This window comes from Mycobacterium europaeum (assembly GCF_034555895.2).
GTDB classification, from domain to species: Bacteria; Actinomycetota; Actinomycetes; order Mycobacteriales; family Mycobacteriaceae; genus Mycobacterium; species Mycobacterium europaeum.
In genome coordinates this window covers 1,846,396-1,858,828 of record NZ_CP157315.1, presented here as the reverse complement: position 1 = coordinate 1,858,828, position 12,433 = coordinate 1,846,396, and the positions used below count along the sequence as shown (strand labels likewise).

Below are 12,433 nucleotides of genomic sequence, written 5' to 3'. Positions count from 1 at the left end.
GATCTGGGTCATGGGTGTCGTCCTCTCGGTTTCAGGCGTCTTTTCAGGCAAAGGCCTTGCGGTATTGGTCGGGCGGGATACCGACCCGGCGAAGGAAGTTGCGTCGCATGGTTTCCGCGGTGCCGAAACCGCATCGGGCGGCGATCGTGACGACGGTGTCGTCGGTCTCCTCCAACTGCCGCCGCGCGGCTTCGGTGCGGATCCGCTCGACATACTGCCCGGGCGCCTCGCCGACCTCGGCGGTGAACACCCGGGTGAAGTGACGCGGGCTCATCGCCGCCCGGCGGGCCAGCTGGTCGATGCCGTGCTCACCGCCCGGATCCGCCTCGATCGCCTCCTGCACGGCGCGGATCGACTGTCGTTTGGCGCGCGGCATCCACACCGGCGCCGCGAACTGCGTCTGCCCGCCGGGACGGCGCAGATACAAGACCAGCCACCGCGCGACGGTCTGCGCGACCTCGGTGCCGTGGTCGTCCTCCACCAGCGAGAGCGCCAGGTCGATTCCCGCGGTGACACCGGCCGCCGTCCACACGGTCTTCGAACTGCGGAGGAAAATCGGATCCGCGTCCACGTCGATCGCGGGGAATTCGCGGGCCAACCGTCCGGCGAAAGCCCAGTGCGTGGTCACCCGCTGCCCGTCGAGCAACCCCGCCTCGGCCGCCAAGAACGCCCCCGTGCAGACCGTGACCACGCGACGGGCGGTCGCGGCGACGGCCTTGATCCAGCCGATCAGCTCGGCATCCGACCGCGCTTCCTGCACGCCGCCGCCGCCGGGCAGCACCACCGTGTCGATCTTTTCGCGGGGGTCGTCGGGTTCCGGCAGCGGCGCGGCGACGAAGGCGAGGCCGGTCGGGGTGGTGACGGCCCGCCCGTCCACGGAGGCCACGACGACGTCGTACCCGCCGCCGGTGAGCCGCGCCGCGCCGGTGAACACGTCGTGCGGCCCCACCACGTCGAGCGCCTGCACGCCGGGATACCCGGCGATGACCACTTTGCGAGCCATGAGGTCAAGTGTTCGGCACGCCGGGGCGTGTCGTCTACGACCTGCACCCCACGAATTAGGACATGGGACCTGACCCATGGCCGTCGCGACGGGCTTGGCAGACTGTCGGCATGGCACAGATAACGTTGCGTGGAAACCCGATCAACACCGTCGGCGAGCTGCCTGCCGTCGGATCTCCGGCGCCGGCCTTCAGCCTGACGGGCGGCGACCTGGGAGCGGTCAGTAGCGACCAGCTCGGCGGTAAAGCCGTGGTGCTCAACATCTTCCCGTCCGTGGACACGCCGGTGTGCGCGACCAGCGTCCGGACCTTCAACGAGCGCGCCGCCGCCAGCGGCGCCTCGGTGGTGTGCGTGTCGAAGGACCTGCCGTTCGCGTTCGCCCGCTTCTGCGGCGCCGAGGGCATCGACAACGTCAAGACGGCTTCGGCGTTCCGCAGCAGCTTCGGCGAGGACTACGGCGTCACCATGAGCGACGGACCGATGGCGGGTCTGCTCGCCCGGGCCATCGTCGTGGTCGGAGCGGACGGCAAGGTCGCCTACACCGAACTGGTGCCGGAGATCGCCCAAGAGCCGAACTACGACGCGGCGCTGGCCGCGGCGGGCTGATCCCCGGCTGACCGCAGCGGCGTCGTTTCCGACGGCAAGGGACCGCCGCGGCTAGGCCCCGGCCGGCCCCAGGCGATCGGCCGTGACCGCCAGCACTTCGCGGCACCCCGCCCACATCCGCTCGATGATCTCGGCGGCGGGCGGGATGTCCTGGATGCGGCCGGCCACCTGACCGGTGTTGGCGACGCTGACGTCCATGTCCCCGTCGAAGTAGAGCCGCTGCACCCGCTGCAGCGCCGCGGCGCCATCGGCGGAAGACGTTGCGGCATCGAGCCTGTCGGCGGCGGCCGTCCGGATGACACGCATCATGCGTTTGCCGTCGAGGGGCAGCAGCACGGTGGACGTTTCGTCGGCCGCGACGACCGCCTGCTTCAGGTTGCCGTGGACCGGGGAATCCGCCGAGGCCAGCAGCCGCGTGCCCATCTGCACGCCCTCGGCACCCAGCACGAACGCGGCCGCCATCGAGCGCGCGTCGCAGATTCCGCCCGCCGCCACGATCGGCACGTCGACGTGGGCCGCCACCAACGGCAGCAGCACCATGGTCGATGCACCGAATCGGTTCTTGAACCCGCCGCCCTCGACACCCTCGACCACCAGCCCGTCCACCCCGGCATCGACGGCCTTGCGGGCCGCCGCGAGGGTGCCCACCACATGGAACACGGTGATGCCGGCGTCGTGGAGCCGGCCGGTGAACAGCGCCGGATCGCCGGCGGACGTGGTGACGAAGCGAATCCCGTTGGCCACCAAGAGATCCACGGTGCCCGGGTCGCGGTTCATGATCAGCGCGATGTTGGCGCCCACCGGGCGGTCGGTGAGGTCGCGGACGCGCCGTAGATCGGCTCGGCCCTGCTCGGAAGTGGTCTCGATGATGCCCAGCGCGCCCGCGTTGGACACCGCGGCGGCCAGCTGGGCGCCGGCGATGTAGGTCATCGGCGCCTGGATGATCGGGATGTCGATCCCGGCGAGTCCGCAGACCCGGTTGACTGTGTTCATGCGGACCTCGGGTCGATGAGGTCCCGGAAGCTCGCGGCGGGCTGGACCGTGGCCCCCAGGCTGAGCACGCGGTCGCTGAGCCCTTTGTCGGACGTCACCACACGAATATCGTGCGGTCGGGGAGCGGCCCGGACGCGCCGAACGATCTCGTCGTCCGCCGAGTTCGCGGCCGCCCTGGGCGCATACGCGATCTCGATCACCGACGCGGGTATGGCGGTCGACGGGGGCCGTTCGAACACGACGGTCACGTCGTCTCCCTGGGAGGCGGCCCATCGGTCGAGCCGCTCGGCCAGCGCCACCATGGCGCGGCCGCGGTCCTTCCACCAACCGTCCGGGCGGCTCCCGATCACGTTCATGCCGTCCACAATCCACCGCACGGCCCCTACGGTAAGGCGGCATGTCACACCGGCGCTCACGGCCCCGCATTCCGCGGCGCGCCGTTTCCATTCTCGGGCGTCAAGCGGTTGGTACGGTCACCGATATCAGCTGCCGCTGATGCCGTCGCAACGATGGGACTGGTGAATGACGTCGATAGCCGACACCGATGACCGGGTTGTGTCGCTGGCCCGCGGAATGCGCGAACTGGTGCGCGCCGAGGCCGCCGAATCCGAGCGGATGCGCACCCTGACCCCGGGGATCGTCGACGAGATGTGGGCCACCGGGCTGATGTCCGCGTTCAACCCGGCGGCGGCCGGAGGTGTGGAACCCTCGTTCGCCGAGATGATCGAGACCTGGATCGAAATGGCTTGGCAGGACGGCTCTTTCGGTTGGATCGGGATCGCCAACCTGCCCTCGTCGTTCGCCGCCGCGGCCTACCTGCCCGACGACGGTTTCGCCGAGGTGTTCACGGCGCACGACAACCGCGTCACCATGGGCGGCCAATTCTTTCCCAACGGTCAAGGGGCCGCCGTCGACGGCGGTTACCTGGTGAGCGGGTCGTGGAACTTCGGCTCGGGCACCGGCCACTCGCAGTACATCGCGGCGGGGTTCCTGCCGATGGACAACGGCGAAATGCGCTGGATCAGCGAGGGCTTCCCCGAGATGCGGGTCGCAGTGATTCCCCGGGATCAGATCAGCTTCAACGACGGCTGGTTCGTCCAGGGCCTCAAGGGAACCGGGTCCTACGACTACAGCGCCCAGGAGGTGTTCGTGCCGGCGAGCCGCACCTTCGAGCTGTTCACGCGCCAGCCGCACCGGGGCAGCTCACCGGCCACCCGGATGGGCCTGATGCCGGTCACCGCCGCCGGGCACGCGTCGTGGGCGCTCGGCGTGGCGAAAAGCATGCTCGACGATGTCCAGGAACTGGCGGCGACGAAGTTTCGGATGAGTGACATGGCGTCGCTGGCCAGCCGCCCGACATTCCAGAAGGGGCTGGCGCACCACCGCGCGGCCTGGCGCGCCGCCCGACTGCTGGTGCTCGACGCGTTCACCACCGCCGAGGCCGCGGTCGCGTCGGGGGAGGAGCTGACGCCCGCGCTGCGCGCGGACATGCGGGTGGCCGCGGTCTACGCGACCGACACGGCCCGGAGCTGCTCGGAGTGGGCGCACCTGGTCGCCGGCACCAGCTCCATCCGCGAGGGCAGCCGGCTGGAGCGCGCCTTCCGGGACATCTACACCGGCACGCAGCACGCCTTCATCAGCGAGAAGGTGGCCATCGACGTCGCGCAGATCTGGCTCGGCATCATCGACGACCAGCCGGGGCTGTGACTCGCTGACCCGGTCGTCGGCTAGACCAAGCGTTCGCCCGGCTGTTGGTCGCCCGGCTCGTCGCGCTTCCCTTCGTCGGTGTTGCCCGCAAGCGACGAGGCCAGGCCCGGCCCGGCGGCCCCGCCGGCCGACGCCCCCTGGGCCAGCGAACCAAGCGAGCTGAGAGGTGCCGCACCGGCGCCCAGCAACGTCGACGCGGCGCCGGCGGCGGGCATCGCCGGGCCCGGGGTCGGCACCGTGGGCGAGGGGGTCGGCACCGTCGGTGAGGGGGCCGGCACCGTCGGTGAGGGGGCCGGCACCGTCGGCGCCGGGCCGGCGACCGGCCCTCGCCCGACCAGGTCGGCCAGTGGCGGCGTGCGGGGAGCCGAGCCGCCCGCCCCCGGCAGCACCTCCGCGCGCAGCAGTCCGCCGCCGCCCGTGGGCCCCAGGAAGGTCTGGCCAACGATCCGGCCGCCGGCTGAGTGCAAAGTGCCCGCCGCCTCTCCGTCGACCTGGGCGTACATCCGGGCGATGTCGGCAAACGCCACCCCCGTCCGGGCGATCTCTTCCTGGGCGGCGGTGTTGAGGGCCAGCATGGCGGTGCCCTCGGCGGCGAATGCCGTCGCGGCCAGCATCGAGACCTCGTCCACGCCGGCGGGAGCCAACGCGGTCACCGGCCCCGTCGCGGCGGCGCCGGAGGCCAGACCTTGGGTGGCGAGCTCCACCACCTGCAACCCGATGGCCCCCGCGGCCGGGTCATGTGACAGCGGTTCCATGTGCGTGTGCTCCTGTGCGAGCGATGAGCGCCGATACGTCGGGACCAGCTGCGCTGGGCGATGAATCAAGTCTAAGGGCGCCGGTTGGGTGCTGCCCACACTTTCGGGCGGGCCCGGCTGCCGCCCTCCCGTGCGAGCACACCACGCCGAACCTCGAAATCGTCGGCCCGCTCGGATCGTCGCCTACTATCAGCGCATGCGCGGCTCAAAGATCCTGATCACCGGCCCCACCGGTCAAATCGCCACCCCGATTGCACGGGCACTCGCGGCCGACAACGAGGTGTGGGGCATCGCCCGCTTCACCGATCCAGCGGCTCGGGAGGGTCTGCAGAAGTCGGGCGTCCACACCCAGACGGTCAACCTGGCGGCCGGTGAGTTCGGCGATCTGCCAAACGATTTCGAGTACGTGCTCAACCTGGCGGTGGCCAAGAGCGGGAACTGGGACAAGGATCTCGCGGCCAACGCGGAGTCGGTGGGCCTGCTCATGGCGCACTGCCGCGACGCGAAGGCGTTTCTGCACTGCTCGTCCGCCGCCGTGTATGACCCGCCCGGCGACGATCCCCGGACCGAGGATGCCGCCCTGGGCGACAACCACAAGCCCCTGTTTCCCACCTACTCCATCTCCAAGATCGCCGGGGAGGTGGTCGCCCGGTCGATGGCGCGGGTCCTCGGAGTGCCCACCACGATCGCGCGGCTCAACGTTCCCTACGGCGACAACGGCGGGTGGCCGTTCTACCACATGGAGATGATGCTGGCGGGCATCCCGATCCCGGTGCCGCCCGGGGCGCCCGCCCGCTACAACCCCATCCACGAGGACGACATCATCGCGACCATTCCCAAGTTGCTCGAGGTGGCCGCCGTCCCGGCGACCACGGTCAACTGGGGCGGCGACCAAACGGTCAGCATTCAGGAGTGGTGCGGCTACCTCGGTTCACTGGTGGGCAAGGAGCCGGTCTTCGAGGTGAGCGAGCAGGCGCTGCGCGGCAATCCCACCGACAGCGCGCGGATGCACGAGCTCATCGGCGGCACGGCGGTCGGCTGGCGGGACGGGCTGCGCCGCATGGCCGCCAAGTTCCATCCGGAGCTGGTCGGCGCGTAGGCCCGGCAGGCAACCTGATCCGGATTCAACGGCTCCACTCGACACACGCCCGGTAATCGACGGCGCCTAGCCGATTTCGCGGCCCCACGGTCGTGCCCGTGAACGCGGTCCTTGACCGCTGCACGCGCACAATGCTAAGCAAGTGCTCAGCATTGTGACGCACTCGCGGCCGGACGGCCCGCGGCACGGGAGGGATCAGATGACGCTGCAGACGGTATTGGACGACCTGCGCAAGCGGCCGGGAACGGGTGACGTCATCGCGGTCATCGACCCCGCCACGGAGGAGACGATCACCGAATTCACCGACTGCGGGGGAGCGGCGGTCAACGACGCCGTCGCGCGGGCGAGGGCGTCGTTCGAGTCCGGCGTCTGGTCCGAGCTCCCTGGCCGCGAGCGGGCCAAGATCATGTGGCGCATAGCGGATCTGATCGACGAACACGCCGACGAGTTCGCTCAGCTCGACTCGCTCAACACGGGCATGCCCTTGATGCAGGCAACGCTGCAGATGTCGACCTGCTCGGAGTTCTTCCGCTACTACGCCGGTTGGTGTTCGAAGATCAACGGCGTCGCCTACGACGTGAAGACCGACGGCATCGCGACGGACGCCTTCGTCAACATGCACGCCTACACCCGCAAGGAACCGTACGGCGTGGTCGGGCTGATCTTCCCGTGGAACGGCCCGATCTTCAACGCCAGCGCCAAGCTCGCGCCCGCGCTGGCCGCCGGCTGCAGCATGCTCGTCAAACCCGCCGAGGAGACGCCGCTCTCGGCATTGCTGCTCGACAGGCTGGTCCACGAGGCCGGCGTACCCGAGGGCGTCGTCAACCTGTTGACCGGTTACGGCCACACCGCCGGCGCCGCGATCACCGCGCATCCCGACGTGGAGAAGGTCGCCTTCACCGGGTCCACCGAGGTCGGCAAGGAGATCGTGCGGGCGTCGGCCGGCAACTTGAAGAAGGTCACGCTCGAGTTGGGCGGCAAGTCACCGGTCGTGATCTTCGACGACGCCGACCTGGACAAGGCGATTTTGATGGCGTCGCTGGGCATCTTCGTCCACTCCGGCCAGGGCTGCGTGTGCGGATCGCGGATCTTCGCGCAGCGCGGCGTGTACGACCGCGTCGTGGAAGGCCTTGCCATGATGGCGAATACCTTCAAACTGGGCGCGCCCAACGAGGAGGGCTGCGTCAGCGGCCCGCTGATCAGCCACAAACAGCTGAGCCGCGTCATGGGCTTCATCGATGAGGGCCGCAGCGACGGGGTCGAGGTGGTCACCGGCGGCTACCGACTGGACCGCAAGGGCTACTTCGTGCACCCGACGGTGCTCACCAACGTCGATCCGGGCATGCGGCTGTACCAGCAGGAGATCTTCGGGCCCGTCGTCACCATCCTGCCCTTCGACGACGAGGACGAGGCCGTGGCGATGGCCAACGACACCACCTACGGCCTGGCGGCCACCGCCTGGACGCAGGATGTCGGCCGGGCTCACCGGATGCTCAAGCGCCTGCACGCCGGCAGCGTTCAGGTCAACTGCCAGTTGGTCTTCGACCACGACGTGCCGTTCGGCGGCCACAAGCAGTCCGGTTGGGGGCACGAGTTCGGTAAAGAGGGCATCGACATGTACATGAAGACGAAGTCGGCCTGGATCCAGCTTTAACGCGCGGCGTCAGACGGAAGGCGCTCCACAGCGCGAACGCGCCGGCGCGTCACCTCGCACCAAGTGCGGGGCCGCGAACCGGCTACCGGTCCCAAGAGTCGCTGCGACGAAGGCATGCTTGCGGGCAGACTGCTGCTGGTGGGTCAATTCAGGGGAGCACCCGTGACGCCGCGGGTCAGCCTGGTCTGCTTCTCGAATCGAGGAAGGAAACGGTCCTGATGATCAATCCGATCAAGCTGGCCGAGCAGGTGGTCGAATCAGTTCTGGCCGTGGGCGGCATCCGGGTCGGTACCGAGGAGCCTACCTACACGCACCACCCAGTCACCGACGCCGTCGAGATACGCCGCTACGGTCCGCGGATTGCCGCCGAGACCACCGTCGACGCCGACCAGATCCGCGCTCGCGACGTCGGGTTCCGGCGGTTGGCGGGCTATATCTTCGGCGGCAATCGGGGCGACCAATCGATCTCGATGACGGCGCCGGTCAGTCAGCAGTCGAGCCGTCGCGGCAAACAGATCGCGATGACCGCCCCCGTCGTCCAGTCCGCAGGCACCGAGACCGGCTGGACGATCCGGTTTTTCATGCCCGCGAAGTGGACATTGGAGACCCTTCCCATGCCCAAGGATGATCAGGTCCGCCTCGTCAGCGTGCCGCCCGCCACGGTGGCGGTGCTGCGATTCAGCGGCGACCGCGGGCCCAAGGCGGTCACCGCCCGCACGAACGAACTGTTGAAGATATTGCAGGAGCGAGGAATTCAACCGGCCGGAGATCCCGAGGCCTGGTTCTACGACCCGCCCTGGACGTTGCCGATGCGGCGCCGCAACGAGATCGCGATCCCCGTCGATCCGGCGTCCGCACCGGGCTAGCCCGCATGGAACGGCACATCGGCCCGTTCATCGTGACGGCGGGAATCCTCATCGCGCTGCTCGGCATCCTGGTGTGGGCCGGCGGATTGTCGTGGTTCGGTCGCCTCCCGGGGGATATTCGGATCGAGCGCGGAAACGTACGCGTCTACGTTCCGGTGATGTCGATGCTGTTGGTGTCGGTCGCGGCGACGGTCGTGGTCTCGCTGGTGCGCTACATGTTTCGGCGATGACGCGTCGCGCACCGGCCACCGGTTACGGTGTGGGGAAATGACCCCTCCGGACGGACAGAAGGTCGACGCCGGGATGCTGACCGACGTGTCGGAGACGGCGCTGCTGACCCTGAACGGAAGGGCACACCAGGCCGCGCACCCGGACCCGATCATCGACGATCCGATGGCCGTCCAACTCGTCGGCTCCATCGACTTCGACTTCGAGAAATTCGGGCGCAAGGGCCAGGAGATGGCGCTGCGCTCGCTGGCCGTCGACCGGTGCGCGGTCGAATACCTCACCGCGCACCCCAAGGCGACCGTCGTCGCGCTCGCGGAGGGTTTCCAGACGTCCTTCTGGCGCCTCCACCGCGCCCTGCCCGACGCGGAATTCAGGTGGCTGTCGGTGGATTTGGCCCCCGTCGTCGACCTTCGGAAGCGCCTGCTGCCGCAGTCCCGGCGGATCAGTCACCTCGCACAATCCGTCCTCGACTACAGCTGGATCGACCGTGTCGACGGCGACAACGGCGTGTTCGTCAGCGCCGAAGGTCTGCTGATGTACCTGCAACCCGAGGAGGCGCTGGGACTGATCGCTGCGTGCGCCAGAAGCTTTCCCGGCGGCCAGATGTTCTTCGACCTCCCGCCGACCGCCATCAAGATGGTCGCCCGGCAGGGACTGCGTTCGTCCAAGCGCTACCGGGTGCCGCCGATGCCGTTCAGTCTCTCCGTGGGCCAACTGGAGAAATGGGCTCGGACCGTGCCCGGCATCCGCGCCGTGCACGATGTCCCGATGCCCGCGGGCCGGGGCATGTTCTTCGGGACGCTGTACCCCGCGTTGTGGCGGTTCCCGCCGATGAAGCCCTTCCGCGGGGTCTACGCTCTGCTCGACTTCGGCTGAGTATCAGCCGACCTTGACCACCAGCTTGCCGACGTTCTTGCCGTCGAACAGCATGTTGATCGCCGTCGGCAACTGCTCGAACCCCTCGACGACGGTCTCGAGCGGCGTGAGCCTTCCGGCCTCGATCAGGCCGGCGATCTCGCTGATCGCTTCCGGCGCGCGCCCGAAGTGGTCGAGCACGATGAAGCCCCGCAGGGTGGCGCGCTGGATGAGCAGGTTCCCGAACGCACGCGGACCCGGCGGGGGGTCCTCCGCGTTGTAGCCGGAGATCAGGCCGCACAGCGCGACGCGGGCGCCGATGTTGAGCCGGGCGAAGATCGCGTCCATGAGGTCGCCGCCGACGTTTTCGAAGTCGACGTCGATGCCGTCGGGTGTCGCCGCGGCCAGTTGGGCGGCCCAGTCGTCGGCACGGTGGTCGACCGCCGCGTCGAACCCCAGCCGGTCGGTGAGCAGCGCGCATTTCTCGGGCCCTCCGGCGATTCCGACGACACGCGCTCCGGCGTCCTTGGCGAGTTGGCCGGCGACCGAGCCGACCGCACCGGCCGCCGCGGAGACGACGACGGTCTCGCCGGGCTGCGGCTTGCCGATATCGCGGATCCCGATCCACGCGGTGAGCCCGGTCATCCCCAGCGCACCGAGGTAGGCGCTCGGCGAAATGCCCGGCGCGACCTCGACGGGATTGACCAGCGACGTGTCCGAGATGACCGCGTACTCCTGCCAGCCGAGCAGGCCTTGCACCCGCTGACCGACGGCGTAGGTGGAACTCTTCGACGCGACGACCTCGCCGAGGGCACCCGCTCGCATGACCTCGCCGATGCCTACCGGAGGCAGGTAGGACGGGGTGTCGTTGATCCACATGCGGTTCGTCGGGTCCAGCGAGATCCAGTCCACCCGCACCAGCGCCTCGCCGTCGCCGACCTCGGGGATCGCCTCTTCGGTCAGTTCGAACGTTCCGGGGCCGATGCGCCCGACGGGACGTTCGCGCAGCAGGAAACGACGATTTCGTCCGGTCATTAGCGCACCGTACCCTCCACGCGCGTGCGCGTTCTACCCTGCACAAAGGGGCGCCGCTCGACCGGAGGTGGACTCGATGAAGGTGATGCCACGACTCGTCTTCGTGTCGATCGCAGTGGGGGCGCTGGCGGTGTCCGCGCAGCCCGGGGTCGCGACCGCCGATCCGCCACCGACCCAGGTGATCACCGTGGTGGCCGTCGGTCCCGGCGGCCAACCGATCAACGGCTATAAGGAAACGCCTCCCGAGGGCAACGTCGTCGTCGTCAACGACTGCACCACCCCGTCGCCGTCGGCGGTGGCCGACGACGTCTACTACTGCTCACCCAGCGCGGCCGGCGCGGGCACCTGCTGGCCGTCGACACCCGGATCGCTGTTGTGCGTGGACGATCCCTGGCAGCAGCGCCTCCATCGGGTCAGCTACGACGGCCCGCTCCCGCCCGTGCGGCCGAGCGCGACGCCGGACCCGTTCGCGCTCACTCTGGACGACGGCACCCGCTGCCTGCTGCGCAACGGTGGCGCGTGGGGCGGACGCGCCGATGGCTACGTCGGCGTTTACGGCTGCGGCGGCCCCGGCAGCGGCCTCGCCGTGCTGTGGCTGCCCAGCCAGGGGCCCGGATCCTGCATCGACCGCTCCGCTGCGGCGTGGACCGTCAAGGTCGGCCGCCTCGGCGCACCGGACGCCGTCCTTCCGCCGCCGGCGACCCGCGCCGTGACCGAGGCCTGGCTCGCCGGGGGCAGGGCTGGACAGTAAGGCGGCACCGGGGCTGCTATAACGCAACGTATGTCAGGCGACGCGCACACCATCACCCATGTTTCCGATACCGCTCGGTGGACGGCGTTGCACCGGGCGACCGAATCGGCCCGCCCCGATGCGCTGTTCCGCGACCCGCTCGCCGAACGCCTCGCCGGCGAACACGGCCGCGCGATCGTCGACAACGTTCGCTGGACGGATCGCAGCGGTTTCTGGCTGGTCGCCCGCACCAAGCTCATCGATGACGCCATCGCCGACGCGCTCGCGAACGGCTGCGACCGGGTGCTGAATCTGGCCGCCGGCCTGGACACCCGGCCCTACCGCTTGGACCTCCCCGCTGATCTCACCTGGATCGAGGCCGATCTGCCCAAGTTGCTCGAGGAGAAGACGCAAGTACTCGCCGATCAGACCCCGCGCTGCCAACTCCGGCGCATAGCGGTTGACCTCGCCGACCCGCACGCCCGAGACGCGTTCTTCAACGACGCGCTCGACGGTGCGTCGAAGGCCTTCGTGCTGACTGAGGGTCTGTCGATGTATCTCGAACCCACCGCCATCGCCGGGCTTTCGGATGCGATCAAGCGCCCCGAAGTCGCGTGGTGGATGCTCGATTTCGCCTTTCCCGGCCTGAAGAAGCGAATCAACAAGAACGTCGCCGGAATCTCGGAGAACGCGCCGTTCAAATTCGCACCCGACAACGGGCTGGCCTTTTTCGAAAACCTTGGTTGGAGGACGGTCGAGGCGGAATCGGTACTGGTGGCCGCCCACCGATTGCATCGCCTACCGATCTGGATGCGCCCGCTTGCCTGGCTGCCTCGACCGGATTTGCGCCGTCCGGGCGGCAGATCCTCGAGTGCGGTGGCCCTGCTCACCCACTGACGGCGG

Annotated in this window: 14 protein-coding genes; 9 read left to right on the top strand and 5 right to left on the bottom strand. The window is 69.1% G+C overall.

Annotated features, from left to right (window positions below; all coding sequences use genetic code 11):
* Nucleotides 1-43: 43 nt before the first annotated feature.
* The gene (locus tag U8D42_RS08725) at nt 44-1,003 is read right to left on the bottom strand and encodes a GlxA family transcriptional regulator (protein WP_322861469.1); all 960 of its coding nucleotides are present in this window, start codon (nt 1,001-1,003) and stop codon (nt 44-46) included.
* 110 nt (nt 1,004-1,113) lie between these two features.
* On the opposite strand from U8D42_RS08725, the gene tpx reads away from it, so the two are divergent.
* Nucleotides 1,114-1,608: a thiol peroxidase gene (gene tpx, locus U8D42_RS08720; protein ID WP_085238902.1), complete on the top strand. Its 495-nt coding sequence runs from the start codon at nt 1,114-1,116 to the stop codon at nt 1,606-1,608.
* Nucleotides 1,609-1,659: 51 nt separating this feature from the next.
* Here tpx and U8D42_RS08715 read toward each other — a convergent pair whose 3' ends face one another.
* Both U8D42_RS08715 and U8D42_RS08710 read right to left on the bottom strand, forming a co-directional pair.
* Nucleotides 1,660-2,538 carry an NAD(P)H-dependent flavin oxidoreductase gene (locus tag U8D42_RS08715; protein WP_348636963.1) on the bottom strand — a complete coding sequence of 293 codons (879 nt, stop codon included), beginning with the start codon at nt 2,536-2,538 and terminating at the stop codon, nt 1,660-1,662.
* Nucleotides 2,539-2,597: 59 nt separating this feature from the next.
* Nucleotides 2,598-2,978, bottom strand: coding sequence for an NYN domain-containing protein (locus tag U8D42_RS08710; RefSeq protein WP_090422063.1), 381 nt, complete (start codon nt 2,976-2,978; stop codon nt 2,598-2,600).
* A gap of 145 nt (nt 2,979-3,123) precedes the next feature.
* Here U8D42_RS08710 and U8D42_RS08705 point away from each other — a divergent pair, with 145 nt between their 5' ends.
* Complete coding sequence (locus U8D42_RS08705) at nt 3,124-4,308, top strand: acyl-CoA dehydrogenase family protein (RefSeq protein WP_322861467.1); 1,185 nt, start codon at nt 3,124-3,126, stop codon at nt 4,306-4,308.
* A 20-nt stretch (nt 4,309-4,328) separates the two neighbouring features.
* Here the strand turns inward: U8D42_RS08705 and U8D42_RS08700 are convergent, their stop codons facing one another.
* The gene (locus tag U8D42_RS08700) at nt 4,329-5,063 is read right to left on the bottom strand and encodes a PE family protein (RefSeq protein ID WP_322861466.1); all 735 of its coding nucleotides are present in this window, start codon (nt 5,061-5,063) and stop codon (nt 4,329-4,331) included.
* Between the two features lie 196 nt (nt 5,064-5,259).
* Between U8D42_RS08700 and U8D42_RS08695 the strand changes: the two genes are divergently transcribed.
* From U8D42_RS08695 to U8D42_RS08675, 5 genes are all read left to right on the top strand, one after another.
* The gene (locus tag U8D42_RS08695; protein WP_322861465.1) at nt 5,260-6,162 is read left to right on the top strand and encodes an NAD-dependent epimerase/dehydratase family protein; all 903 of its coding nucleotides are present in this window, start codon (nt 5,260-5,262) and stop codon (nt 6,160-6,162) included.
* Nucleotides 6,163-6,361: 199 nt separating this feature from the next.
* Nucleotides 6,362-7,816, top strand: coding sequence for an aldehyde dehydrogenase family protein (locus U8D42_RS08690; RefSeq protein WP_322861464.1), 1,455 nt, complete (start codon nt 6,362-6,364; stop codon nt 7,814-7,816).
* A 218-nt stretch (nt 7,817-8,034) separates the two neighbouring features.
* A complete protein-coding gene (locus tag U8D42_RS08685) occupies nt 8,035-8,682 on the top strand; it encodes an SOUL family heme-binding protein (RefSeq protein ID WP_322861463.1) in 648 nt (215 codons plus the stop codon).
* A gap of 5 nt (nt 8,683-8,687) precedes the next feature.
* A complete protein-coding gene (locus tag U8D42_RS08680) occupies nt 8,688-8,912 on the top strand; it encodes a DUF2905 domain-containing protein (protein ID WP_085238895.1) in 225 nt (74 codons plus the stop codon).
* Between the two features lie 37 nt (nt 8,913-8,949).
* Nucleotides 8,950-9,786, top strand: coding sequence for a class I SAM-dependent methyltransferase (locus U8D42_RS08675; RefSeq protein WP_322861462.1), 837 nt, complete (start codon nt 8,950-8,952; stop codon nt 9,784-9,786).
* A 3-nt stretch (nt 9,787-9,789) separates the two neighbouring features.
* Here the strand turns inward: U8D42_RS08675 and U8D42_RS08670 are convergent, their stop codons facing one another.
* Nucleotides 9,790-10,800, bottom strand: coding sequence for an NADP-dependent oxidoreductase (locus U8D42_RS08670; protein WP_322861461.1), 1,011 nt, complete (start codon nt 10,798-10,800; stop codon nt 9,790-9,792).
* Between the two features lie 76 nt (nt 10,801-10,876).
* On the opposite strand from U8D42_RS08670, the gene U8D42_RS08665 reads away from it, so the two are divergent.
* Nucleotides 10,877-11,551, top strand: coding sequence for a hypothetical protein (locus U8D42_RS08665; RefSeq protein ID WP_322861460.1), 675 nt, complete (start codon nt 10,877-10,879; stop codon nt 11,549-11,551).
* Between the two features lie 30 nt (nt 11,552-11,581).
* Entirely contained in the window at nt 11,582-12,427 is an 846-nt protein-coding gene (locus U8D42_RS08660) for a class I SAM-dependent methyltransferase (protein ID WP_322861459.1), read from the top strand.
* The last annotated feature ends 6 nt before the right edge of the window (nt 12,428-12,433 follow it).

What these genes read in the sequence shown, in the direction of transcription:
- tpx (WP_085238902.1), top strand. Translation starts at nt 1,114, where the DNA reads ATGGCACAGATAACGTTGCGTGGAAACCCGATCAACACCGTCGGCGAG.
- U8D42_RS08675 (WP_322861462.1), top strand. Translation starts at nt 8,950, where the DNA reads ATGACCCCTCCGGACGGACAGAAGGTCGACGCCGGGATGCTGACCGAC.
- U8D42_RS08660 (WP_322861459.1), top strand. Translation starts at nt 11,582, where the DNA reads ATGTCAGGCGACGCGCACACCATCACCCATGTTTCCGATACCGCTCGG.
- U8D42_RS08725 (WP_322861469.1), bottom strand. Translation starts at nt 1,003, where the DNA reads ATGGCTCGCAAAGTGGTCATCGCCGGGTATCCCGGCGTGCAGGCGCTC.
- U8D42_RS08685 (WP_322861463.1), top strand. Translation starts at nt 8,035, where the DNA reads ATGATCAATCCGATCAAGCTGGCCGAGCAGGTGGTCGAATCAGTTCTG.
- U8D42_RS08690 (WP_322861464.1), top strand. Translation starts at nt 6,362, where the DNA reads ATGACGCTGCAGACGGTATTGGACGACCTGCGCAAGCGGCCGGGAACG.
- U8D42_RS08665 (WP_322861460.1), top strand. Translation starts at nt 10,877, where the DNA reads ATGAAGGTGATGCCACGACTCGTCTTCGTGTCGATCGCAGTGGGGGCG.
- U8D42_RS08680 (WP_085238895.1), top strand. Translation starts at nt 8,688, where the DNA reads ATGGAACGGCACATCGGCCCGTTCATCGTGACGGCGGGAATCCTCATC.
- U8D42_RS08705 (WP_322861467.1), top strand. Translation starts at nt 3,124, where the DNA reads ATGACGTCGATAGCCGACACCGATGACCGGGTTGTGTCGCTGGCCCGC.
- U8D42_RS08670 (WP_322861461.1), bottom strand. Translation starts at nt 10,800, where the DNA reads ATGACCGGACGAAATCGTCGTTTCCTGCTGCGCGAACGTCCCGTCGGG.
- U8D42_RS08700 (WP_322861466.1), bottom strand. Translation starts at nt 5,063, where the DNA reads ATGGAACCGCTGTCACATGACCCGGCCGCGGGGGCCATCGGGTTGCAG.
- U8D42_RS08715 (WP_348636963.1), bottom strand. Translation starts at nt 2,538, where the DNA reads ATGACCTACATCGCCGGCGCCCAGCTGGCCGCCGCGGTGTCCAACGCG.
- U8D42_RS08695 (WP_322861465.1), top strand. Translation starts at nt 5,260, where the DNA reads ATGCGCGGCTCAAAGATCCTGATCACCGGCCCCACCGGTCAAATCGCC.